This window comes from Psychrobacillus sp. FSL K6-2836 (assembly GCF_038003085.1).
GTDB lineage: Bacteria > Bacillota > Bacilli > Bacillales_A > Planococcaceae > Psychrobacillus.
Genome location: NZ_JBBOOM010000001.1, coordinates 1,431,278 through 1,454,362, shown reverse-complemented (window position 1 = coordinate 1,454,362; position 23,085 = coordinate 1,431,278). Strand labels below are relative to the sequence as shown.

Sequence of the window (23,085 nt, the reverse complement as noted above, 5' to 3'; positions counted from 1 at the left end):
ACCTTCCACTACAATCATTAAGTGAGTAGTCTCCAATAACAAGATTTTTTACAGTTAATCACTAAGATTTTTAATTAGTTTAAGCGTGTACCCTAAAGAATGACCGCTGCGCTGAAATATCATGAGATGCTTTTTAAAAAAAAGGTCTGCTATACCTTAATTTTGATGGTTATACCAATAATTAATTATTTCAATAGTTGAGTCACTTTTATGTTTACTTCTTTCAAAATAAAACATGAATACTTATGTGTTATTATATTTAATTATCACTTTATTTAAAGTGGACTTTGTTGATTGGAGCGCAAGTCGTCCGCCTGGAGTGGAAATCAACAGTATTAATTAATGTTACTTACTCATACCAAGATCTATAACTAAACTCTTTACAGAAAAAGTAGCGAGAATGTTACTTTTTCTTTATAATAGGAATGATATAGACTTAAACGAACGAGGTGAGCTCGATGTTTGATCGATTACAATCGGTAGAAGATCGTTATAATAATTTAAATGAATTGCTTAGTGACCCTGAAGTGGTCAATGATCTAAATAAGCTAAGAGAATATTCAAAAGAGCAATCGGATTTGCAAGCAACTGTTGACGCGTACCGTGAATACAAGGAAGTTAAAAGCCAATATAAAGACTCGAAGCAAATGCTAGAGGAAAAGTTAGACGCGGATATGCGAGATATGGTAAAAGAAGAAGTTAGTGAATTAGAAGGCCAAATAGAAACATTGGAAGAACGACTAAGACTGTTGTTGATTCCAAAGGATCCAAATGATGATAAAAACGTTATTATGGAGATTCGTGGGGCTGCTGGTGGAGACGAAGCTGCGTTATTTGCAGGGAATTTGTTCCGCATGTATAGCAGATATGCAGAAACACAAGGTTGGAAAATTGATATTATGGAATCCAATCCTACTGGTCTTGGCGGCTTCAAAGAAATCATTTTTATGATTAACGGAAAAAGTGCGTTTTCAAAAATGAAGTATGAAAACGGCGCACACCGAGTACAACGTGTTCCAGAAACAGAATCTGGAGGACGTATTCATACTTCTACAGCTACTGTTGCCGTATTGCCGGAAGCAGAGGAAGTAGATGTGGAGATTCATGAGAAGGAAGTTCGTGTCGATACATTCGCTTCATCTGGTGCTGGAGGACAATCGGTAAATACAACGATGTCTGCAGTTCGAATGACGCATTTACCTACTGGAATTACTGTTTCCATGCAAGATGAAAAATCACAGATCAAAAATAGAGAAAAAGCGATGAAAATTCTTCGTGCCCGCGTAGCAGATAAATTCCGTCAAGAAGCACAAGCAGAATATGATGCAGTTCGTAAATCTGCAGTAGGAACTGGTGACCGTTCGGAGCGTATTCGTACGTATAACTATCCGCAAAATCGTGTGACCGATCACCGTATTGGATTAACCTTGCAAAAACTCGATCAAGTCCTAGAAGGTAAAATGGATGAAGTGATCGATGCATTAATAATGGAAGATCAAGCAGAAAAATTAGAGAGAATGAACGATACCAATGTGTAAAACAAATTTTGAGGCCCTAACACGGGCTTCTTCTTTTTTAGCAGAAAATAATCGTGAAAAAGAAGTTGCTCGCTACTTATTGCAGCATGTCTTACAGAAAAACTATTCCGAGTTAATGATGACTATATATGAAGAAATAACTCCAGAAGCCTATCAAACCTTTTGGGATTATGTCGAAGAGCACGCAACTGGTCGCCCTTTCCAATATATCATCGGACAGGAGAACTTTTACGGGCGTGATTTTCTAGTGAATGAACATGTTCTGATCCCAAGGCCAGAAACAGAAGAATTGATTGAAGAGGTTAAAAAAAGAACTGCAAACCTTTTTGAGGCAAATAAATCAATAAAAATTGCTGATATTGGAACTGGCAGTGGTGCTATAGCTTTGACGATAAAAAAAGAAATTTCAAATGTAAAAGTGACTGCAACAGACATATCCCCTGAAGCTTTGGTAGTTGCTAAAAAGAATGCTGAACGCTTAGAAGCGAAAGTAGAATTTAAGCAAGGGGATTTACTAGCGCCAATTGCCGATCAAAAATGGGATATTATTTTATCCAACCCTCCTTATATAGGATCACATGAAGCTGAAGATTTATCGGACACAGTGATAGATTATGAACCACATCTTGCTTTATTTGCTGAGGAGGATGGTTTACAGCTATATAGAAAAATGGCAGCTCAGCTTCCGGGTATGATGAATATTCCAAGTTTCATCGGTTTTGAAATTGGTTACGCGCAAGGTCCAGCTGTTCAAAAAATGCTTCAAAATGCCTTTCCACTAGCGCTTGTAGAAGTTGTTCAGGATATTAATCAAAAAAATCGCTTTATTTTTTGTACAATCACTGAATAAAATATGAATCTACTGGTAACAATGTTCCTAAGGGGGAATGTTAGATGTTACCAGATTACGAGATTAAGAAAGCACCTAGTATAGGGAAACAAATAGATGCAGTAATTTTCTTTGTTTGGATGCTGTTATTAATTCAGTTTTGCTTATTTTTACTGTTTCAACAAGGAGAAGAAGTAGAGGGTATTCGTTTCCGACTAATAGCAAATAGTAATACTATAGAAGATCAACAAGTAAAAAATAACGTGAAGCATCATATAGAACCAATCCTACTAAACTACGAAAGTAATCCGCAAAAAACGTATAACGAATTAGAACAGGCTGTTGAGAAACTATCAAACTCATTAGACACTAATATTACGATTACTAAAGGGCAGGCAAGCTTTCCACCGAAAGTTTGGAACGAAGGAATCTCTTCGCAAATGATGGCAGAATCGATTGTTATTTCCATTGGTAACGCAAGAGGAGATAACTGGTGGTGCGCACTTTTTCCGAAGGTATGCTATAAAGAAGAAGTAAAGGAAGAAAAACCTAAATTCTGGGTTTGGGAATGGTTGAAAAAGAAGTTTTCCACATAGTTACTAACAATTATCTGAAAGTTATTAACATTTTGTGGACAAGTCCTAAGGGAAGGAGAAAAACTAGTATGAAAACTACAATCGCAATTGTGGATAATTTATCAACAAATCAGTCAAGTTATGCACAGGCTGTGGATTTATTAACAAAAGGGGAAGTAGTAGCTTTTCCAACTGAAACTGTATATGGATTAGGTGCGATTGCTACAAGTGAAGAAGCTGTAGCTAAAATATTCGAAGCAAAAGGAAGACCACAAGATAATCCACTTATTGTTCACATTGGCTCCAAAGAAGAGATAAAGGCATTTACTCGTGATATACCAAAGCTTGCGGAAGTATGTATGGATATGTTTTGGCCAGGCCCATTAACACTTATCTTGCCATTAAAAACAAATAGTTTGGCTAAAAATGTGACAGCGGGACTACAATCAGTAGGGGTTAGAATGCCAGAGCATAAGGTAGCCCTTGAACTATTAAAACTATTAAAACAGCCAGTTGCTGCTCCTAGTGCAAATAAAAGCGGAAAGCCTAGTCCAACAAAAGCTGCTCATGTTTATCATGATTTAGAAGGTAAAATTCCCCTTATTTTAGATGGTGGAACAACAGGCATCGGATTGGAATCTACTGTGATAGATTTTACTAGTGAAGTACCAACTATTCTTCGTCCGGGTGGAGTTACAAAAGAAATGTTAGAAAAAGTGATTGGGCAAGTCGGTGAAGCAAAACCAACAGATCATGAAGAAGCACCACGAGCTCCGGGTATGAAATATGCACATTACGCACCTGATTCACCAGTCTATTTAATAGAAGATTCTATATCGAAAATCCATGAAGCAATAGAAAAAATACATAATGAACAGAAAAAGGTAGCGGTAATCGCAAGTGAATCATTTAATCAGGTAAAAGCGGACTATTTCTTTTCTTTAGGAAAAAAAGGTCAGCTGAAAGATGCAGCTCATTTACTGTATCAAGCATTAAGAGATTGTGATGAAACAGACGTCGATATTATTCTAGTACCGGTTCTTTCTAAAGAAGGAGTCGGAACGGCGATTATGAATCGTCTGGAAAAAGCGGCAAATAGTAAATGGTTTTATAGCTAATATTGTATTCTCGCTCGTCTATTTGCATACATTTAAGTATGCAAATAGACGGGGGAGATTTTTTTGTGGCGTGAAATTTTAGCAGGCGCCTTGATGTCTGTGGATGTACTTATTTTATTTTCATTGGTCGTATATCGAAAGCAAATTTTTACATTGGCTGCATGGGTGGCGTCTTTACATATGCTTTTTCCGTTAATCGGGTATTACGCGGGTGTGGTCGTACAAAATTATTTGGCATATGCTAGTCCTTATTTATCGGGTATTCTTTTGTCGTTAGTAGGATTACAAATGATTTTAGCTCAATCTCCAAAGCAGGTACCACTTCTGTCACCTTATTTACTTGCAGTATTTGCAAGTCTTGATACCTTTTCAGTAAGTGTTTCGTTTGGTATGCTTAAATTAGAAAAGTTTGTGTTTATATTAAGTGCTGGATTATTTTCCTATGTCGCTGTATTTATAGCGCAAAAGGTTATATTTAAACATACTTTTATGAACCGAGCGATTATATTAAGGTTAGCAGGTGTGCTCATTTTGTTAATGGGTATTCTCACGTTACGAAATATTTAACAATTCATAAAACATTTATAGGACCAATTAATATATACTAGAGATGAGGAAATAGATCTATGAATATTCTGTTTGTTTGCACAGGTAACACATGTCGGAGTCCGATTGCCGAGGCATTATTAAAGTCTCAAAACATTGATGGTATGGAGGTTCGATCTGCTGGCATCTATGCTATGAACGGCGGGCGAATATCAAGAAATGGACAATTAGTATTAGAACAAGAAATGATTCCATTTACACATGCAACTGCTTCTGTAGATGAGGCGTTGGTAGACTGGGCAGATCTAATCCTAACGATGACTGCCTCTCACAAACATGCAATTATTTTAGGATTCCCTCATGCAATCTCAAAAGTGTATATGTACAAAGAGTTTGTAACCCCTGAAGATGTAAGGGATGTATCTGATCCGTATGGGGGAGATTTGTTTACATATGAAAGTACCTTTCGAGAACTACAAGTACTAACAGATGAACTAGTGAAAAAACTACAGGGGGAAACGGGATGAACGAAAAAAAGAAAAAGCACAGTTTTGGTCTTCAAAAGAAGATTGTGTTATTTGTAGCTATTTTGGCATTAATTACGTATACGACAAGTGCTTTATTTATCCGCTTTATACAACCGCTATTGTTTGATGGAGCAACGAATTCTTGGGGATTTGAGATTGCAACATATGCACTTGGGATTTTATGGTCTGGTATTCTAGCTTATTTCTTCAGTGGTCTTCTTATCAAGCCTTTATTCAACTTAGAAAAAGTCGCAATATTAGCCTCAGAAGGAAAAATTGGTGTTGATGTCGAGGTGCCGAAATCGAAAGATGAGATACAGTCGGTGGCTATCGCATTTCAGTCTATGTTAGTGAATTTAAGAGAAATGGTGCTAAGTATTGAAGATAACTTTGACAAAACAAATAAAACAGTACAGCAGCTTTCAGTAGAATCATCCGCCGCTTCAGAGCAGGCAGAAGCAATCGCTCATACGATAGCCCAAATTTCAGAAGGTGCAGAGCAGTCAGCCGTAGCGGTTCAAGAAACAGCCGAATCAGTAGAAGATGTACGAGTATTGGCTTCAGAAGTAAATCTTCGTGCAGAAAAGTCTTCTAAACAATCCAATGAAATGATAACAGGTTTATCCCAAACTACAGAGGTTATCCAGACGCTAGTAAATGGGATTCAAAAAATTGCTTCTGGTAGTGAAGCTGCCCTTGGGAATGTTCATCAATTAGAAGAAAATGCAGGGAAAGTAGAAAGTATTATTCAATTGGTAGGAGATATTGCAGCACAAACGAATTTGCTTGCACTAAATGCATCTATTGAAGCGGCACGTGCTGGAGAACATGGTAAAGGATTTGCGGTCGTAGCAGAGGAAGTTCGTAAACTAGCAGATGAAAGTGCTAAAGCTGTACAAGGTATTTCTGAACTGATTTTAGCTATTCAAACGGATGTACAAACGGTGGTCCGTCAGATGACAGATCAAGTAAGCTTTGCAGTTGGAGAGGCTAAACGGGTTTCCGAAACAAATGAAGCAATTGAAGGAATGTCTACAAAGATTCATGAGATGGCGGAATCGGTAGTTGAAATTTCCTCACTAGTAGAAAAACAATTAACAAATATAGAAAGTACAGCACGTCAGTCACAGGAAGTAGCGGCCATTGCTGAAGAAACATCTGCAGGAGCAGAAGAGGTTCGCAGTGCAACGGATGAACAAGCCCGTTCCATCGAGCAAATTGAATCTGTATCCTACGGGTTAAAGCAACAATCAGAAGAGCTATTTAAAGTAATATCTCAATTTGATCGGAAATCCAATTAATTCTCTCTATAAGTTTAATAGAGAAATAGAAAAACGATCATTAATTGTTAAATCTCGTTAAATGTTCGTATTTTTATATAAAGTTGATGAAAATATACTGTTTTCTTTTATATTTTTCAGAAATTCGTCAAATTAAACAAAAATAATGCAACTCACTTTACGTGAGTTGTGTTTTTTTATATAGAAAAATGGTATGATGTTGAGGAGTAAAAAAGTGAAACTTCCAACAATGGGGTTTTCTTCATCCCCACTGATGGAAAAAGGAACTCAGGCAAATAATGCTGCATCGTGCGGCAATGCTTGAGTGACCAACATTATGTTGGTCCGAACCAATCGGAGATTTACAGGGGGTTTATCCCCCACCTGTTTTCTCTTAATTTTTTCTTGAAAAATTTGTGGGGGGATATTACAGCCTGTTAAACAGGGATAAACAGAAAAGAGGGAACGAGTTGAAAATTGCAATTTCTTCTGATCATGGTGGAAATAATCTTCGTCAGGAAATTATACAGCTTCTTGAAGAATTAGGATTATCTTATGAAGATTTTGGACCAAAAAGTAACGATTCAGTTGACTATCCAGACTTTGCAATGCCTGTAGCAGAGGGTGTGGCAAATGGTAATTTCGATCGTGGTATTTTAATCTGCGGTACTGGTATCGGTATGTCTATTGCAGCAAACAAAGTTAAAGGCATTCGTTGTGCATTAGTTCATGATGTATTTTCTGCGAAGGCTACTAGAAGTCACAATGACTCTAACATTATCGCAATGGGTGAACGTGTTATTGGCGCAGGGCTTGCAAGAGAAATAGTTTCGACTTGGCTTGCACAGGATTTTGAAGGTGGACGTCATGTACGTCGCGTAGAAAAGATTTCAGAAATAGAAAACGCATAGAAGAAGGGATTCCTTATGGAAGCAAAAAGTTTGTGGGTAGAACAAATCGAACAGCTTCTTTTAGAAGTGGAGCAGCAAATCGTGTTTCATGAAAATGATTTATTCGTCGTTGGATGTTCGACCTCAGAAATTATTGGTGAAAAAATTGGAACTGCAGGCGGCATAAAAGTTGCCGAGGTTTTATTCACCCCTTTACAAGCATTTGCAAAACGCAACAATATCCATTTAGCTTTTCAAGGCTGCGAACATATTAATCGCGCCGTTACAATGGAAAGAAAATCACAAGTATTATATAGATTACAAGAAGTGTCAGTTATACCGGTGGTTCGTGCAGGTGGCTCTATGTCTGCATATGCCTACTCACATTTTAATGACCCTGTTGTAGTCGAGCATGTCCAAGCACATGCCGGCATTGATATAGGACAAACTTTAATTGGTATGCAGCTTCAACCTGTAGCTGTGCCAATTCGCTTGTCTATAAAGAAAATTGGGGAAGCAATCGTGTTGATTGCAAAAACGCGTCCTAAGCTAATTGGCGGAGAGCGTGCATTTTACGGATGAATTTTGAGGAGGAACGAATAGTGGAGAAAATTTTATCACAAGATCCAGCAGTATATGAGGCAATGTTAGCGGAGAAAAAGCGTCAGCAATCGAATATCGAGTTAATCGCATCGGAAAACTTCGTATCAGAGGCTGTAATGGAAGCACAAGGCTCTGTACTTACCAATAAATATGCAGAAGGTTACCCTGGTAAACGTTACTATGGTGGCTGTGAGCATGTAGATGTAGTGGAAAATATTGCACGTGATCGTTTGAAAGAAATTTTTGGTGCAGAGCATGCCAATGTCCAACCACATTCAGGTTCTCAAGCGAATATGGCAGTTTACATGACTGCACTGCAACCGGGTGACACAATCCTAGGGATGAATTTGTCTCATGGTGGGCACTTAACGCATGGTTCTCCTGTCAATTTTAGTGGAATTCAATATAACTTTATCGAGTACGGTGTTAACAAAGAATCAGAACTAATCGATTATGAAGAAGTCCGTAGAATCGCATTAGAGCACCAGCCAAAAATGATCGTTGCTGGAGCAAGTGCTTATTCACGTACAATTGACTTCGCTAAATTCCGTGAAATTGCAGATGAAATTGGTGCATACCTATTTGTAGATATGGCTCATATCGCAGGCTTAGTAGCTGCTGGTCTTCATCCTAACCCAGTACCACATGCACATTTTGTAACATCTACAACACATAAAACATTACGTGGACCACGTGGTGGATTAATCTTAACGACAGAAGAGTTTGCGAAGAAAATTGATAAAACAATTTTCCCAGGAATTCAAGGTGGCCCATTAATGCACGTAATTGCAGCTAAAGCTGTAGCATTTGGTGAAGCACAGAAACCAGAATTTAAAGAGTACCAAGCACAAGTAATTGCCAATGCAAAAGCTTTAGCAGACAGTCTAACTGCAGAGGGAATCCGTATCGTTTCTGGTGGTACAGATAACCACGTTATGCTATTAGACGTATCTGCTCTTGAGCTGACTGGTAAAGTAGCGGAGCATGTCCTTGATGAGGTTGGAATCACAGTAAACAAAAACACAATCCCATTCGATACAGCAAGTCCATTCATCACTTCAGGTGTCCGCATTGGTACACCAGCTGTAACATCTCGTGGATTTAAAGAAGCAGAAATGAAAGAAATCGCATCTATCATTGCAAAACTATTAAAAAATAACGAGGATGCAGAAGTACTAAAAGAAGCAAAAGAAAGAGTTGCAACATTAACAAGTAACTTCCCATTATACGAATAGAATAAGATATATGAAAGCCAGCTACTTCACTAACAGTAGCTGGCTTTTGTGTGCGTAGAGAAATAATTCAGCTGATTTCCGTTTCAGGTGGACGCTTTTCGCGGGTTGAGCGATGAGCCATCACCGTCGCAAAGTGTCGTTGTGATGTCTCACTCATCCCGCTAGTGTCGCCACTTTCCACTACAATCAATAAGTGAGTAGGTATTAATTTTAAGATGGAATAAGCTAATTTTATAAAAACAATAATTATGTAAAGTATTGATATAGACGTAGACAGTTAGAGCAAAGTATCAATAAGGAAAGATTTCAAATTTCATAATCAGATACTCCGCTAGAAGTTTGTTTACTTGCGGTGGAGTGTTGTTTACTTGTGGAACGGAAGTTAATTACACATATATATATCTATTTTCTGTGCCACTACCTAGTAATTATAGAAAGAGATTTCTTCTGACCAGCGATTTATAGGAGTGTGCGCCTTCCAAGCCGCAAGAGAGCGAAGAATGAGACTTCAAAAGGGATGAAGAAGCGATAGCGACACATCCTTGGAGGCTCATGCATAGCGTGCGGCAGCGCACATCCGAGTAGAAACTATAAATAAGGACAGGTTTCACACTACATGATTATTTACTTGCGGTGGAGTGTTGTTTACTTGCGTCTACTAGGAGTTTACTTGTTCTTAACCGTCAGTTACTCGCTTGCCTTCTTCAAATACTTGCACTCGATGAAGATTTACTTGCGGGACGGAAGTTTATTACAAATATATCTCTATTCTTAATTCCATTAGCAGTGGTTATAGAAATTGATTTCATCGGACTGGTAACACATATCCGTATAGAAAGTATGAATAAGGAGAGAATATAATATCATAGCCATTTACTGCTCCCTAAATGATGATTTACAAAACAATATTCTTGGTGCAAATAGACGCAATATTAAAAACGTAGGATTACTGTTTGTATCCTGCGTTTTTTGGTATAATTAATAGAATTTAAATAAAACACAAAAGGAGATCTGCTAGTATGCCAAAAGTATTTGTATTTGACCACCCCCTTATTCAACACAAACTTACATATATTCGCGATGTAAAAACAGGCACAAAAGAATTTCGTGAATTAGTAGATGAAGTTGCTACACTCATGGCGTTTGAGATTACGCGAGAAATGCCGTTGGAGGAAACAGAAGTAGAAACTCCAGTTCAACTTACAAAATCGAAAGTGCTTGCTGGGAAGAAAATGGGGATAGTTCCTATATTACGTGCTGGAATAGGGATGGTTGATGGAATCCTTAAGTTAATCCCAGCTGCAAAAGTAGGACATATTGGACTTTACCGTGATCCACAAACATTAAAGCCAGTGGAATATTACGTAAAGCTTCCTGCAGACGTAGCAGAACGTGATTTCATTTTGGTAGATCCAATGCTAGCTACAGGTGGTTCAGCAATCGAAGCGGTAAACTCTCTTAAAACGCGTGGAGCGACAAGCATTAAATTTATGTGTTTAATCGCAGCACCTGAAGGCGTAGAAGCTCTTCAACAAGCACATCCAGACGTAGATATTTATATTGCTGCACTTGATGAGAAGTTAAATGATCACGGATATATCGTTCCTGGTTTAGGGGATGCTGGTGACCGTTTGTTTGGTACAAAATAAAAGGAGTGTTTGTATTTCATGCGTAAATATAAAGTAATGACGATTTTTGGTACGAGACCAGAGGCGATTAAAATGGCCCCACTTGTCTTAGAACTTCAAAAACATCCCGAAGAGATTGAATCGCTGGTAACGGTGACTGCTCAACATCGTCAAATGCTTGATCAAGTATTGGATACATTTAACATAAAACCAGATTATGACTTAAATATGATGAAAGACCGTCAAACATTAGTAGATATAACGACTAGAGCACTTGAAGGCTTAGATAAAGTGATGAAAGAAGCTAAACCTGATATTGTACTTGTTCATGGAGATACTTCTACTACTTTTGTGGCAAGTCTAGCAGCATTCTATAACCAAATTGCTATTGGTCATGTAGAAGCAGGATTACGTACATGGAATAAGTTTTCACCTTTTCCTGAAGAGATGAACCGACAACTAACTGGAGTAATGGCAGATATTCATTTTGCTCCTACTGTAAAATCGGAAAAAAATCTATTAGAAGAGAACAAGCAAAAAGACACTATTTTTGTTACTGGCAATACGGCTATTGATGCTTTGAAAACGACAGTAAAAGACGATTATACACATCCTATCTTAGAGCAACTTGAAGGAAGTAGAATTATCTTATTAACTGCGCATAGACGAGAGAATCTAGGCGAACCAATGCGGAATATGTTCCGTGCCATTAACAGATTACTTATGGAACATAAAGATGTACAAGTAATCTATCCAGTTCACATGAATCCAGCAGTTAGGGAAATTGCCAATGAAATATTAGGAGATCATGAACGGATCCATTTAATAGAACCATTAGAAGTTCTAGATTTCCATAACTTCGCTGCACGTTCTCATATAATATTGACTGATTCAGGTGGTGTTCAAGAAGAAGCTCCTTCTCTTGGAAAACCAGTTATTGTTCTTCGAGATACTACGGAACGTCCAGAAGGTATAGAAGCTGGCACGCTGAAACTTGCCGGTACAGAAGAAGAAACCATCTACCAATTAACAAATGAATTACTATCCGATGAAGTAGCGTATCATACGATGTCTAAAGCAAGTAATCCTTATGGTGATGGAAAGGCTTCACAAAGAATAGTTGAAATTTTAATAAACTTCCTTCAAAAAGCAGAAAAATAAAATTTGTCCATAAAATGTCGGAAAGTTTTGCTATTCTAAGTTTTTCGCTCTAAGCAATTGACATCAATTTGCCCCTATTGTATGCTTACAAAGGATAATCATGATAGGGGTTTCATGCTTGAAACGCTTGTCAGATTAACTTTCTACTAGATTCACAGTTTTTACTTAATAAGGAAAAAATGTGAGGATTCTTTTCACGTCATATTAGACGTCCAATTAAAGGGAAAGCAATGTATTCTGCGATTCTCTCACAGCTTACCGGTTCAACTTCATTCATAGGGATGTGAATGGATTTATTATTAGAACCACTCCAGTATTACTAGTAATATGCCTGCTTGTTAATTCTACAATTGCATGTTGGCAGCAATTACTACCATTCGAAAATATGATTCAGGAGATTAAAGATCAATGCTAGAAATGCAACGTATATTTACGAGGCAAAAAAAGTACATATATTTTTTGCTCGCAGCTTGTGCGCTAGGTTGGGGTTTTACACCTTATTCGACAATTTTTGCAGGCTTGGCACTTGGTTCTTTATTTGGTCTGTATAATTTCTGGATTCTAGTTCGTAGAATGGAGAAATTTGATCGTGTACTTGAGAGCGGAAAAGGACGAGCAGGTTTAGGTACAACATTCCGATTTGCATCGGGTGTTGCAGCGGTTGCAATTGCACTTGCCCTTCCGGAGTATATCCATCTTATCAGTACAGTTATCGGATTAATGATTCCCTATGTTTTACTTGTTGTAGAACGTATTATGTTTCATGTAAAAAATCAGCAATGAGAATGTGAAAGAGAGGTGAATTAATCGTGGAACATTCAAATCCCACATTTGAATTTCTAGGCATGACAGGGAACTGGTCCAATATTTTAATGTTAGCAGTGACTACACTAATAGTATTTTTGATCGCCTTTATATCAACTAGAAACTTAAAGATGAAGCCAACTGGTATGCAAAACTTCATGGAGTGGATTATGGACTTTGTGAAGGGAATCATTAAAAGTAACTTTGACTGGCAAACTGGCGGTCGATACCATGTTCTTGGAATAACCCTACTTATGTTTATCGCAGTAGCGAACTTATTAGGACTTCCATTCTCCATATCTTATGATGGGGTACTATGGTGGAAATCTCCGACGGCAGACCCAACAGTTACAATGACATTGGCAGTTATGATTATCATTTTAACGCACTATTATGGAATAAAGATGAAGGGTATGAAGGGCTACGCAGTAGATACATACTTAAAGCCAATGCCGTTCTTATTCCCATTAAAAGTTATCGAGGAATTCGCAAATACGTTGACACTTGGTCTTCGTCTTTACGGGAACATCTATGCAGGTGAGGTTCTTTTAGGCCTTCTCGCAGGTTTAGCAACAGGTTATGGAGCTTTTGGCTTTGTTGGTGCAATTATACCAGCAATGGCATGGCAAGGTTTCTCGCTATTTATCGGCGGAATCCAAGCATTCATTTTCGTTATGTTAACAATGGTTTATATGTCACACAAAGTGTCGGCAGACCATTAATATAACTGTTTAGATTCTTAAACAGAAAAAAAATAAAACAACATTCCAAGGAGGAAATTACACAATGGTAGGTTCAGTTGGTCTTTTAGCAGCAGCTATAGCAATCGGTTTAGGTGCACTTGGTGCAGGTATTGGTAATGGTTTAATCGTTTCAAAAACAGTAGAAGGTATCGCTCGTCAACCAGAAGCACGTGGAGCTTTACAAACAGTTATGTTCATCGGGGTAGCATTAGTTGAGGCGATTCCAATTATCGCAGCAGTTATCGCATTCATCGTATTAAACAAATAATAACTCAATCAAGTCTTAATGGCGGGTCTTAATCCGCCATTCTCTTTATGAATAACACATTATATGAACTAGAAAACAATGATTACTATTAAATAATAGAAGCAAGATCTCTTAATAGCGTTTGAAAGGAGTGAAACAATCGTGTCTTTTGATTACCTTGTACTTGGTGCTAGTGGCCATGATGGGTTGAATACTTGGGATATTTTAGCTACATTATTCTTCTTCCTGTTACTTATGGTTCTATTGAAGAAAGTAGCTTGGGGTCCACTTATGGGGATTATGACTCAACGTGAAGAGTTAATCGCAAGTGAAATCGCAGCAGCTGAAAATAGTCGCCAAGAATCACAGCGTTTACTTGAAGAACAACGTGACTTACTTAAAGAAGCACGTACGGAAGCTTTAGCGATTGTAGAAAATGCGAAAAAGCAAGGCGATGCATCTCGTGAGGAAATTATCACAACTGCTCGTACTGAAGCTATCCGTTTGAAAGAATCTGCTATCCGTGAAATTGATACAGAAAAAGAAAGAGCGATTGCAGCAGTACGTGAAGAAGTAGTTTCACTTTCAGTACTTGCAGCGTCGAAAGTTCTTGAAAAAGAAGTTTCGGAAGAAGATAATCGTGCGCTAATCGAGGCAACGATTGCGAAGGCAGGCGAGGTTAATTGAGTAATTCAACTGTAGCTAAGCGTTATGCAATCTCTTTGTTCGAGTTAGCAACACAAAAAAATGAAGTATCAGCAGTCGAAAATGATTTGCGAGAACTTAAAGTTGTTTGGAATGGTAACAAAGACGTGAAAACTTTATTCACCTCTCCAAAGTTATCTCTAGACAAGAAAAAAGAGTTAATACGTCAAATCTTTGCAAATGCCAATCCGATCGTTATCAATACACTTTTAGTGCTTATTGATAAGAAGAGATTAGCAGAAGTATCAGACATTATTTCTGAATTTATGATTCTTTCGAATGAAGCACAAGGTATTGCTGAAGCGAAAGTGTATACTACACGTGCACTTACAGAAGAAGAACGTGCAAACGTATCATCTGTATTTGCTAAAAACGTAGGAAAACAAGCTTTAAATATTCAAAACATTGTAGATCCATCAATTATAGGTGGAATGCGTGTTCAAATCGGAAACCGCATTTACGACAGCACTCTAAGCACAAAATTAGATCGCTTAAAACGTAACTTGATCGGTTAATATTATGAATTATGAGAGGTGACATACATGAGCATCAAAGCTGAAGAAATCAGTGTCTTGATTAAGCAGCAGATTGAGAATTACGAATCTGAGATGAAAGTTAGCGACGTTGGTACGGTAATCACGATTGGTGACGGTATCGCGCGTGCTCATGGCCTCGACAATGTCATGGCTGGAGAGCTTTTAGAATTCTCAACTGGTGTTTTAGGTATGGCGCAAAACTTGGAAGCCAACAACGTTGGTATCGTTATCCTTGGACCATACTCGGACATCAAAGAAGGCGATGAAGTACGTCGAACAGGCCGTATTATGGAAGTTCCAGTTGGTAAAGAATTGATTGGCCGCGTTGTCAATCCACTTGGCCAACCAGTTGACGGACTAGGTCCTATTGCAACTACAAAATCTCGTCCAATCGAAAGTCCTGCACAAGGGGTTATGGCACGTAAATCTGTACATGAGCCACTTCAAACAGGTATTAAAGCGATTGATGCACTTGTACCAATCGGGCGTGGCCAACGTGAGTTAATCATCGGTGACCGCCAAACAGGTAAAACATCTGTTGCAATCGATACTATTCTAAACCAAGCAGACCAAGATATGATTTGTATCTATGTTGCAATTGGTCAAAAGGAATCGACTGTACGTAACGTTGTAGAAACACTTCGTAAAAAAGGTGCTTTAGATTACACAATTGTTGTAACTGCATCTGCATCACAACCAGCTCCATTACTTTACCTAGCTCCTTATGCTGGTGTAACAATGGCAGAAGAATTTATGTTCGAAGGTAAGCATGTATTGATCGTTTATGATGATTTATCTAAACAAGCTGCTGCATACCGTGAGCTTTCATTACTTCTTCGTCGTCCTCCAGGCCGTGAAGCATATCCAGGGGATGTATTCTACTTACACAGCCGTCTACTTGAGCGCGCTGCGAAGTTAAATGAAACACTTGGTGCAGGTTCAATCACTGCATTACCATTCGTTGAAACACAAGCTGGAGATATCTCTGCTTATATTCCAACAAACGTAATTTCTATTACAGATGGTCAAATCTTCTTACAATCTGATTTATTCTTCTCGGGTGTACGTCCAGCGATCAATGCCGGATTATCAGTATCTCGTGTAGGTGGGTCAGCACAAATTAAAGCAATGAAAAAAGTTGCGGGTACACTACGTCTTGACTTAGCTGCATACCGTGAACTTGAAGCATTCTCTCAATTTGGATCAGATCTTGACGCAGCAACACAAGCTAAACTTAACCGTGGTGTGCGTACAGTAGAAGTATTAAAACAAGACTTGAATAGCCCGATTAAAGTGGAAAAACAAGTAATGATTTTATATGCTCTAACACGTGGCCATTTAGATGATATTCCAGTGAAAGATATTACTCGTTTTGAAGCAGAACTTGGAAGCTGGTTAGATTCAAACCACACAAATGTTTTAGATCATATTCGCACGACAAAAGACCTTCCTTCAGATGAAGATATGAGCAATGCAATTTCTGCATTCAAAAAAACTTTCGCTAAATCTGAATAATTCCTTTGTCTAAGTGAAAAAAACAATAAGGTGGTGAAATACCAGTGGCATCATTACGCGACATTAAAAGTAAAATTACGTCAACAAAGAAAACAAGTCAGATAACAAAAGCTATGCAAATGGTTTCTGCTTCTAAATTGAACCGTGCGGAGGAAAATGCGAAAGCATACGTTCCCTACATGTCAAAAATTCAAGAAGTAGTTGGTGCAATTGCATCAGGTACTAGTGATAGTGGGCATCCAATGTTAACTTCTCGTCCTGTTAAAAAGACTGCATATCTTGTCATTACTGCTGATCGTGGTTTGGCTGGCGCATATAACAGTAATGTTATTCGTGCTGTAGCTAATGCAATAGCTGAAAGACATTCTTCAAAAGAAGAGTATGTAATCTTCGCAATTGGGCGTATGGGACGTGATTTCTTCCTAAAGCGTGGTTCTAACGTAATTGGGGAAGTAGTCGGCTTACCAGACCAACCTGCTTTTGCTGATATTAAAGAAGTTGCTCGCAAAGCTGTTGGTATGTTCACGGATGGTACATATGATGAACTTTATATGTACTATAACCACTTTGTCAGTGCTATCTCCAGTGAAGTAACGGAGAAAAAGGTACTGCCACTTACGGATATTGCAGTAGAAACAGGCACAACTGCTTCTTATGAATTTGAGCCTTCACCTGAAGCAATTCTAGAAGTATTACTTCCACAGTATGCGGAAAGCCTGATTTTCGGTGCATTACTCGATGGTAAAGCCAGTGAGCATGCTTCTCGTATGTCTGCGATGAAATCCGCGACAGACAATGCAGCTGATTTGATCAGCAATTTAACATTAGTATACAACCGAGCACGTCAAGCAGCAATTACGCAAGAAATTACGGAAATTGTCGGCGGCGCAGCGGCATTAGAATAGTTCTAGATAGAAAGTAAGACAGGAGGGAACAGTAGTGAACAAAGGACAAGTACTACAAGTAATGGGTCCAGTTGTTGACGTTAAGTTTGACAACGGCCATTTACCAGCTATCTATAATGCACTAACTGTAGCGATTGAACGTCCAAACGAAGCGCCTACAACTTTAACATTAGAAGTAGCGTTACACTTAGGAGATGACTCAGTTCGTACTATTGCAATGTCATCTACGGACGGCCTTAAGCGTGGTACAGAGGTATTTGATGCTGGTACAGCAATTTCTGTTCCAGTTGGTGATGTAACTTTAGGACGTGTTTTCAACGTACTTGGTGAAGTTATTGACTTAGGGGAAGAAGTACCAGTTGGAGAACGTCGTGATCCAATTCACCGTCAAGCTCCAACATTTGAAAACCTATCTACAGAAGTTGAAATTCTTGAAACAGGTATTAAAGTAGTAGATCTATTAGCTCCTTATATTAAAGGTGGTAAAATCGGTCTATTCGGTGGTGCCGGTGTAGGGAAAACGGTTCTTATTCAAGAACTTATTAATAACATTGCTCAAGAGCATGGCGGTATTTCTGTATTCGCTGGTGTTGGAGAGCGTACGCGTGAAGGAAATGACTTATTCCATGAGATGAGTGATTCAGGCGTTATTAAGAAAACAGCAATGGTATTCGGTCAAATGAATGAACCACCTGGCGCACGTATGCGTGTTGCTTTAACTGGTCTTACAATGGCAGAATATTTCCGTGATGAACAAGGTGCAGACGTACTTCTATTCATCGACAATATTTTCCGTTTCACGCAAGCAGGTTCTGAGGTTTCAGCACTTTTAGGTCGTATGCCTTCAGCTGCTGGTTACCAACCAACACTTGCAACTGAAATGGGTCAATTACAAGAGCGTATCACGTCAACTAACACTGGTTCAGTTACATCTATCCAAGCGATTTATGTACCAGCCGATGACTATACGGATCCAGCTCCAGCAACAACATTCGCTCACTTAGATGCGACTACAAACTTAGAACGTAAATTATCTGAGATGGGTATCTATCCAGCGGTTGATCCTTTAGCTTCTTCTTCACGTGCGCTTTCTCCGGAAATCGTAGGTCAAGAGCATTATGATGTAGCACGTCAAGTGCAATATACATTACAACGCTATAGAGAGCTTCAAGATATTATCGCAATCTTAGGTATGGATGAATTAGGAGATGAAGACAAGCTAGTAGTAAACCGTGCTCGTCGTATTCAGTTCTACCTATCTCAAAACTTCCATGTTGCAGAACAATTTACAGGTCAAAAAGGTTCATACGTTCCAGTTAAAGAAACTGTTGAAGGATTCAAACAAATTCTTGATGGAAAATATGACCATTTACCAGAAGATGCATTCCGTCTAGTTGGACGCATTGAAGAAGTTGTAGAAAAAGCGAAAAGCATGGGCGTAGAAGTATAATAAATCGGACCAGGAGGTAAAAATATGAAGACACTTACAGTCAATATTGTCACTCCCGACGGCCCGGTATACGATTCTGAAGTAGACATGATTATCGCGAAAACAGCATCTGGTGAAATCGGTATTTTACCTGGCCATATTCCAATGGTTGCACCACTTGTAGCAGGTGCAATAAAATTGAAAAAAGAGGCAAAAACAGAGTACGTAGCAGTAAGCAGTGGTTTTGTGGAAGTTCGACCTGAAAAGGTATCGATCTTAGCAACATCTGCTGAGGTTGCTTCAAGTATCGATTTAGCTCGTGCTAAAGAAGCGATGAAACGTGCTGAAGAACGTCTTCAAAGCAAATCAGACTCGGTTGACTTCAACCGCGCTGAGCTTGCCTTGAAACGTGCGATGAATCGTATCAACGTTTATGAGGGTAATATTTAAGCTTATTTCTTTATGTGGGATAATCTTAAAACCTATGGCGAAGCAATGGATTTTGTAAGGGAATTTATCTTGCTAGCCGTTAGTGGCTTGACGAAGGTCAGTTAGCCTATGAGGATGTATACGACATAGGTTAAATTTCCTGCATATTCTTAGCTAAATGCCTAGGTGAATTTGATTTAGATGAAGCGGGCAGAATAATTTAATTCTGTCTGCTTTTTTTACTATTGCCTAAAATAGGAGGACTATAAATGGGATTATTAAGTAGTGAACAAGCAGTAATTGCTATACTAGCAAATATCTTTTTTATTGGAATATCTTTCTATGCGTTACAGGCATTAATGATGGATAAAATAATAAAGAAAAATCGTGTATTTCAAGCACAACTTTTTTATATTTTAACGAGTATAGTGATTGGATCTATCGTCGCTAATTTTTTCTTGAATTTAACAAGTTGGTCAAATCAGCTTCCATTTTTATTCGAGTAAAAAGATCCTATATGCTCATGCAAATTATGGGAAAGTTTGTATGAGCATGTAGAATCTTCACGTATTTCCTGGGAAATTTTTTGTTCAATAGGTTTACCCGTTCGTACTATGGGTATTTTAAAATTATCTACACGAAAAGGCTGGGTAATACGTATAATAGAACAAGAAAAATAATGGAAAAGCTCAAAAATAGTGTTTTAGATGCTTGTATGTAGTCGAATTACATTGTATGATGAATATTGTTTTGAATACCTAAAATTGACATCATACGTATTCTTTTATATAAAGCAAATGGATAATGAACGCGGAGGGAAAGTAGTGGACAAAATCGTTGTTAAAGGTGGCCAAACGTTAAACGGGAAAGTACGAGTAGAAGGTGCAAAAAATGCAGTACTACCAGTATTAGCTGCAGCTCTACTTGCTACTAAAGGCAAAAACGTTATTAAAGATGTACCGACACTTGCAGATGTTTTGACAATAAATGAAGTATTGAAAAGTTTAAATACAGAAGTTAGTTATAACCCGGAAAAGAATGAAGTAATCATTGATTCGCAAAAGAAACTATCTAGTGAAGCCCAATTCGAGTATGTTCGTAAAATGCGTGCATCTATACTTGTAATGGGTCCAATTTTAGCGCGTAATGGATTTGCACGTGTAGCTCTTCCTGGTGGTTGTGCAATAGGATCACGTCCTATTGATCAGCATTTAAAAGGTTTCGAAGCAATGGGTGCAGTAATTTCATTTGGACATGGATTTGTTGAAGCAACTACTAATGGACGTCTAAAAGGTGCCAAAATTTATTTGGATGTTCCAAGCGTAGGTGCAACGGAAAATATTATGACTGCTGCGGCATTAGCGGAAGGTACAACAATTATCGAAAATGCTGCAAAAGAACCTGAAATTGTCGATTTAGCTAACTTTATCAACGAAATGGGCGGATTGGTAAAAGGTGCAGGTACCGACACTATTCGCATTGAAGGTGTGGAAGAACTTCATGGCACAGAACACCATATCATACCTGATCGTATTGAAGCGGGAACATTCATGGTCGCTGCTGCAATAACAAAAGGTAATGTGCTCATTGAAAATGCAGTACCTGAACATATGACAGCACTTATATCTAAAATGCAAGAAATGGGCATTGAAATTACCGAAGAGGAACAAGGTCTTCGTGTACGTTCTAAAGGAAATCTAAAATCAGTTGATATCAAAACGATGCCACACCCAGGTTTCCCAACAGATATGCAATCCCAAATGATGGCATTAATGATGACTGCCCACGGAACTGGCATCATAACAGAAACAGTATTCGAAAATCGCTTCATGCACGTGGAAGAATTCCGCAGAATGAATGGCAACATGAAAATCGAAGGACGTTCTGTCATTATGGAGTCCCCATCCGACCTACAAGGTGCAGAAGTCGCTGCAACCGACCTAAGAGCGGCAGCAGCACTTATTATTGCAGGATTAGTCGCTGAAGGAATCACACGCGTTACGGAGCTCTACCATCTTGATAGAGGATATGTCGATTTTGATAAAAAATTGGCAGCATTAGGCGCCGATATTGAACGCATCGGTAGCGAATCAGCAGAGAAAACAGTGCAATTTGTATAACACTATATGTAAAGCACTACGCATGTATACATGTGTAGTGCTTTTTCGTTTTTGTTGCATGATTGCTCTCGTATAGCTGGAGTCTCTCTCGTACAATCCTCTAACTCTTTCGTATAAGACCGATTTGCTCTCGTATAGTGTAAGGTCTCTCGTAGAGCACTGAATTACTCTCGTATAGCTGGAGTTCACTCTCGTATAATCCTCTAAGTCTCTCGTATAGCACCAATTTGCTCTCGTATAGTGTAGGGTCTCTTATATAGGACTGAATTGCTCCCGTATAGCTGGAGTTCACTCTCGTATAATCCTCTAACTCTCTCGTATAGCACCAATTTGCTCTCGTATAGTGTAAGTCTCTCGTATAGAACCGAATTGCTCTCGTATAGCTGGAGTTCACTCTCGTATAATCCTCTAAGTCTCTCGTAAAGGACCAATTTGCTCTCGTATAGTGTAGGTCTCTCGTATAGGACTGAATTGCTCTCGTATAGCTGGAGTTCACTCTCGTATAGTCCTCTAACTCTCTCGTATAGCACCAATTTGCTCTCGTATAGCTGGAGTTCACTCTCGTATAATCCTCTAAGTCTCTCGTAAAGGACCAATTTGCTCTCGTATAGTGTAGGGTCTCTCGTATAGCTTAAGTTCTCTTGCATAGCGCAGTTTTTATTAGCAACCTCCTTTTTTAATATTTGTGTCGATTTATGTTTGTTATTTATCAAAATTCAATTAGTAGTTTGATATTAATAGAATCATCAGTCTCTCAGTACGAGCATATAGTATTTCTATGAAACAAAACATACTTTTTATAATCCTATGCGCAGCCCTGTTGTTTTTGCCCTTTTTATTAATAAAAGAAAAACCAAAAGAAGAAACAGTACCATCGCCAACATCGGAACTCGAAATTTCTTGTCCAATACTAATCGAAGTGAAAGGGGTTAAGGAGAAAATTCCGCTAGAAAGTTATGTACTTGGAGTTGTGGCTGCTGAAATGCCGGTTACTTTTCATGAAGAGGCATTAAAGGCTCAATCTATAGCGGCAAGGACATATGTGCTTAGAGATACGAATTATGGTCAAAAATCAATCAATCCAACAGTATTGAAACAGGTCTATGCTAGTGAGACAGATCGGAAAGAAAAGTGGGGGGCCTCCTTCCAACAATATGAGGACAAGCTAAAGAAGGTTATCGCTGCGACAGAGGGAGAAATTATCGTCTATAAAGATCAACTAATCACAGCGATGTTCTTTTCTTCCAGCAACGGTCAAACGGAAAGTGCAGAAAACTACAGTGGAAATGCGATCCCCTATTTAGTATCTGTACCAAGTAAATCAGAGGAAATGTATGCTCCAAATAGAACGAAGCAGTTTGAATTTACACATGGAGAATGGTCTAAAGCCTTTAATATGAAATGGACTTCAAACATACCTAAAACTTTCGAAGTACGAAAGACTGATACGGACCGAGTAGAATCGATCCATATGGATGGAAAGTCGTGGACAGGCCGTGAAGTTCGAACCCTTTTAGGTCTACCATCTACTGATTTCACTATAATGTTTCAATCTGATAAAGTAGTAGTGGATACGGTTGGATACGGGCATGGAGTAGGGATGAGTCAGTACGGGGCAGAGGTACTTGCAAATGATTCTGTATTGGCAGCCGATATTTTACTTCACTACTATAAAGGTACAGAAATAAAAAAATTTTCACCATGTTTAAAATCTCCTTGATT

Annotated in this window: 24 protein-coding genes; all 24 read left to right on the top strand. The window is 38.5% G+C overall.

Annotation, left to right across the window (positions count from 1 at the left end; genetic code table 11):
• Positions 1 to 458 precede the first annotated feature (458 nt).
• The 24 genes from prfA (at position 459) to spoIID (ending at position 23,083) form a co-directional block, all read left to right on the top strand.
• Positions 459 to 1,538 carry a peptide chain release factor 1 gene (gene prfA, locus MKY37_RS06650; protein ID WP_340775148.1) on the top strand — a complete coding sequence of 360 codons (1,080 nt, stop codon included), beginning with the start codon at positions 459 to 461 and terminating at the stop codon, positions 1,536 to 1,538.
• A complete protein-coding gene (gene prmC, locus MKY37_RS06645; protein WP_340775145.1) occupies positions 1,531 to 2,388 on the top strand; it encodes a peptide chain release factor N(5)-glutamine methyltransferase in 858 nt (285 codons plus the stop codon). Before prfA ends, prmC begins: the two co-directional genes overlap by 8 nt.
• A 44-nt stretch (positions 2,389 to 2,432) precedes the next feature.
• Positions 2,433 to 2,963: a stage II sporulation protein R gene (locus tag MKY37_RS06640; RefSeq protein WP_340775141.1), complete on the top strand. Its 531-nt coding sequence runs from the start codon at positions 2,433 to 2,435 to the stop codon at positions 2,961 to 2,963.
• A 68-nt stretch (positions 2,964 to 3,031) separates the two neighbouring features.
• Complete coding sequence (locus tag MKY37_RS06635) at positions 3,032 to 4,060, top strand: L-threonylcarbamoyladenylate synthase (RefSeq protein ID WP_340775138.1); 1,029 nt, start codon at positions 3,032 to 3,034, stop codon at positions 4,058 to 4,060.
• A 63-nt stretch (positions 4,061 to 4,123) separates the two neighbouring features.
• On the top strand, positions 4,124 to 4,627 hold the full coding sequence (locus tag MKY37_RS06630) for a manganese efflux pump (RefSeq protein WP_340775136.1): 504 nt from the start codon (positions 4,124 to 4,126) through the stop codon (positions 4,625 to 4,627).
• Between the two features lie 59 nt (positions 4,628 to 4,686).
• Positions 4,687 to 5,133 (top strand): low molecular weight protein arginine phosphatase, encoded by a 447-nt coding sequence (locus MKY37_RS06625; RefSeq protein WP_340775134.1) that lies wholly within the window; start codon positions 4,687 to 4,689, stop codon positions 5,131 to 5,133.
• Entirely contained in the window at positions 5,130 to 6,434 is a 1,305-nt protein-coding gene (locus tag MKY37_RS06620) for a methyl-accepting chemotaxis protein (protein ID WP_340775132.1), read from the top strand. The genes MKY37_RS06625 and MKY37_RS06620 overlap by 4 nt, the downstream gene beginning before the upstream one ends.
• A 449-nt stretch (positions 6,435 to 6,883) precedes the next feature.
• The gene (gene rpiB / locus MKY37_RS06615; protein ID WP_340775130.1) at positions 6,884 to 7,324 is read left to right on the top strand and encodes a ribose 5-phosphate isomerase B; all 441 of its coding nucleotides are present in this window, start codon (positions 6,884 to 6,886) and stop codon (positions 7,322 to 7,324) included.
• A gap of 15 nt (positions 7,325 to 7,339) precedes the next feature.
• Positions 7,340 to 7,885, top strand: coding sequence for a TIGR01440 family protein (locus MKY37_RS06610; RefSeq protein WP_340775128.1), 546 nt, complete (start codon positions 7,340 to 7,342; stop codon positions 7,883 to 7,885).
• Positions 7,882 to 9,141: a serine hydroxymethyltransferase gene (gene glyA, locus MKY37_RS06605; protein ID WP_340775126.1), complete on the top strand. Its 1,260-nt coding sequence runs from the start codon at positions 7,882 to 7,884 to the stop codon at positions 9,139 to 9,141. The genes MKY37_RS06610 and glyA overlap by 4 nt, the downstream gene beginning before the upstream one ends.
• A 1,019-nt stretch (positions 9,142 to 10,160) precedes the next feature.
• The gene (gene upp, locus MKY37_RS06600; RefSeq protein ID WP_340775123.1) at positions 10,161 to 10,790 is read left to right on the top strand and encodes a uracil phosphoribosyltransferase; all 630 of its coding nucleotides are present in this window, start codon (positions 10,161 to 10,163) and stop codon (positions 10,788 to 10,790) included.
• Positions 10,791 to 10,808: 18 nt separating this feature from the next.
• Complete coding sequence (wecB, locus tag MKY37_RS06595) at positions 10,809 to 11,930, top strand: non-hydrolyzing UDP-N-acetylglucosamine 2-epimerase (RefSeq protein WP_340775122.1); 1,122 nt, start codon at positions 10,809 to 10,811, stop codon at positions 11,928 to 11,930.
• Positions 11,931 to 12,338: 408 nt separating this feature from the next.
• On the top strand, positions 12,339 to 12,713 hold the full coding sequence (locus tag MKY37_RS06590; protein WP_340775120.1) for an ATP synthase subunit I: 375 nt from the start codon (positions 12,339 to 12,341) through the stop codon (positions 12,711 to 12,713).
• 26 nt (positions 12,714 to 12,739) lie between these two features.
• A complete protein-coding gene (gene atpB / locus MKY37_RS06585) occupies positions 12,740 to 13,456 on the top strand; it encodes a F0F1 ATP synthase subunit A (RefSeq protein WP_340775118.1) in 717 nt (238 codons plus the stop codon).
• Positions 13,457 to 13,520: 64 nt separating this feature from the next.
• Positions 13,521 to 13,745, top strand: coding sequence for a F0F1 ATP synthase subunit C (atpE, locus tag MKY37_RS06580; RefSeq protein WP_053590520.1), 225 nt, complete (start codon positions 13,521 to 13,523; stop codon positions 13,743 to 13,745).
• A 141-nt stretch (positions 13,746 to 13,886) separates the two neighbouring features.
• The gene (gene atpF / locus MKY37_RS06575; protein WP_340775111.1) at positions 13,887 to 14,411 is read left to right on the top strand and encodes a F0F1 ATP synthase subunit B; all 525 of its coding nucleotides are present in this window, start codon (positions 13,887 to 13,889) and stop codon (positions 14,409 to 14,411) included.
• Positions 14,408 to 14,944 carry a F0F1 ATP synthase subunit delta gene (locus MKY37_RS06570; protein ID WP_340775109.1) on the top strand — a complete coding sequence of 179 codons (537 nt, stop codon included), beginning with the start codon at positions 14,408 to 14,410 and terminating at the stop codon, positions 14,942 to 14,944. The genes atpF and MKY37_RS06570 overlap by 4 nt, the downstream gene beginning before the upstream one ends.
• Positions 14,945 to 14,971: 27 nt before the next feature.
• Positions 14,972 to 16,480, top strand: coding sequence for a F0F1 ATP synthase subunit alpha (atpA, locus tag MKY37_RS06565; protein WP_340775106.1), 1,509 nt, complete (start codon positions 14,972 to 14,974; stop codon positions 16,478 to 16,480).
• Positions 16,481 to 16,524: 44 nt separating this feature from the next.
• On the top strand, positions 16,525 to 17,385 hold the full coding sequence (locus MKY37_RS06560; protein WP_340775104.1) for a F0F1 ATP synthase subunit gamma: 861 nt from the start codon (positions 16,525 to 16,527) through the stop codon (positions 17,383 to 17,385).
• Between the two features lie 34 nt (positions 17,386 to 17,419).
• A complete protein-coding gene (atpD, locus tag MKY37_RS06555; RefSeq protein ID WP_090565613.1) occupies positions 17,420 to 18,835 on the top strand; it encodes a F0F1 ATP synthase subunit beta in 1,416 nt (471 codons plus the stop codon).
• A 24-nt stretch (positions 18,836 to 18,859) separates the two neighbouring features.
• Positions 18,860 to 19,264, top strand: a complete 405-nt coding sequence (locus MKY37_RS06550) for a F0F1 ATP synthase subunit epsilon (RefSeq protein WP_340775100.1) — start codon at positions 18,860 to 18,862, stop codon at positions 19,262 to 19,264.
• 248 nt (positions 19,265 to 19,512) lie between these two features.
• Entirely contained in the window at positions 19,513 to 19,749 is a 237-nt protein-coding gene (locus MKY37_RS06545) for a DUF1146 family protein (protein WP_340775096.1), read from the top strand.
• A gap of 318 nt (positions 19,750 to 20,067) precedes the next feature.
• Positions 20,068 to 21,363: a UDP-N-acetylglucosamine 1-carboxyvinyltransferase gene (gene murA / locus MKY37_RS06540; protein ID WP_340779854.1), complete on the top strand. Its 1,296-nt coding sequence runs from the start codon at positions 20,068 to 20,070 to the stop codon at positions 21,361 to 21,363.
• Positions 21,364 to 22,141: 778 nt separating this feature from the next.
• Complete coding sequence (gene spoIID, locus MKY37_RS06535) at positions 22,142 to 23,083, top strand: stage II sporulation protein D (RefSeq protein WP_340775094.1); 942 nt, start codon at positions 22,142 to 22,144, stop codon at positions 23,081 to 23,083.
• Positions 23,084 to 23,085 lie beyond the last annotated feature (2 nt).

Excerpts from the sequence above, each read along its gene's own strand:
- wecB (WP_340775122.1), top strand. The coding sequence starts at position 10,809 with ATGCGTAAATATAAAGTAATGACGATTTTTGGTACGAGACCAGAGGCG.
- MKY37_RS06610 (WP_340775128.1), top strand. The coding sequence starts at position 7,340 with ATGGAAGCAAAAAGTTTGTGGGTAGAACAAATCGAACAGCTTCTTTTA.
- MKY37_RS06635 (WP_340775138.1), top strand. The coding sequence starts at position 3,032 with ATGAAAACTACAATCGCAATTGTGGATAATTTATCAACAAATCAGTCA.
- atpE (WP_053590520.1), top strand. The coding sequence starts at position 13,521 with ATGGTAGGTTCAGTTGGTCTTTTAGCAGCAGCTATAGCAATCGGTTTA.
- MKY37_RS06545 (WP_340775096.1), top strand. The coding sequence starts at position 19,513 with ATGGGATTATTAAGTAGTGAACAAGCAGTAATTGCTATACTAGCAAAT.
- glyA (WP_340775126.1), top strand. The coding sequence starts at position 7,882 with ATGAATTTTGAGGAGGAACGAATAGTGGAGAAAATTTTATCACAAGAT.
- MKY37_RS06590 (WP_340775120.1), top strand. The coding sequence starts at position 12,339 with ATGCTAGAAATGCAACGTATATTTACGAGGCAAAAAAAGTACATATAT.
- spoIID (WP_340775094.1), top strand. The coding sequence starts at position 22,142 with ATGAAACAAAACATACTTTTTATAATCCTATGCGCAGCCCTGTTGTTT.
- atpA (WP_340775106.1), top strand. The coding sequence starts at position 14,972 with ATGAGCATCAAAGCTGAAGAAATCAGTGTCTTGATTAAGCAGCAGATT.
- MKY37_RS06550 (WP_340775100.1), top strand. The coding sequence starts at position 18,860 with ATGAAGACACTTACAGTCAATATTGTCACTCCCGACGGCCCGGTATAC.
- MKY37_RS06640 (WP_340775141.1), top strand. The coding sequence starts at position 2,433 with ATGTTACCAGATTACGAGATTAAGAAAGCACCTAGTATAGGGAAACAA.
- MKY37_RS06625 (WP_340775134.1), top strand. The coding sequence starts at position 4,687 with ATGAATATTCTGTTTGTTTGCACAGGTAACACATGTCGGAGTCCGATT.
- upp (WP_340775123.1), top strand. The coding sequence starts at position 10,161 with ATGCCAAAAGTATTTGTATTTGACCACCCCCTTATTCAACACAAACTT.
- prfA (WP_340775148.1), top strand. The coding sequence starts at position 459 with ATGTTTGATCGATTACAATCGGTAGAAGATCGTTATAATAATTTAAAT.
- prmC (WP_340775145.1), top strand. The coding sequence starts at position 1,531 with ATGTGTAAAACAAATTTTGAGGCCCTAACACGGGCTTCTTCTTTTTTA.
- MKY37_RS06620 (WP_340775132.1), top strand. The coding sequence starts at position 5,130 with ATGAACGAAAAAAAGAAAAAGCACAGTTTTGGTCTTCAAAAGAAGATT.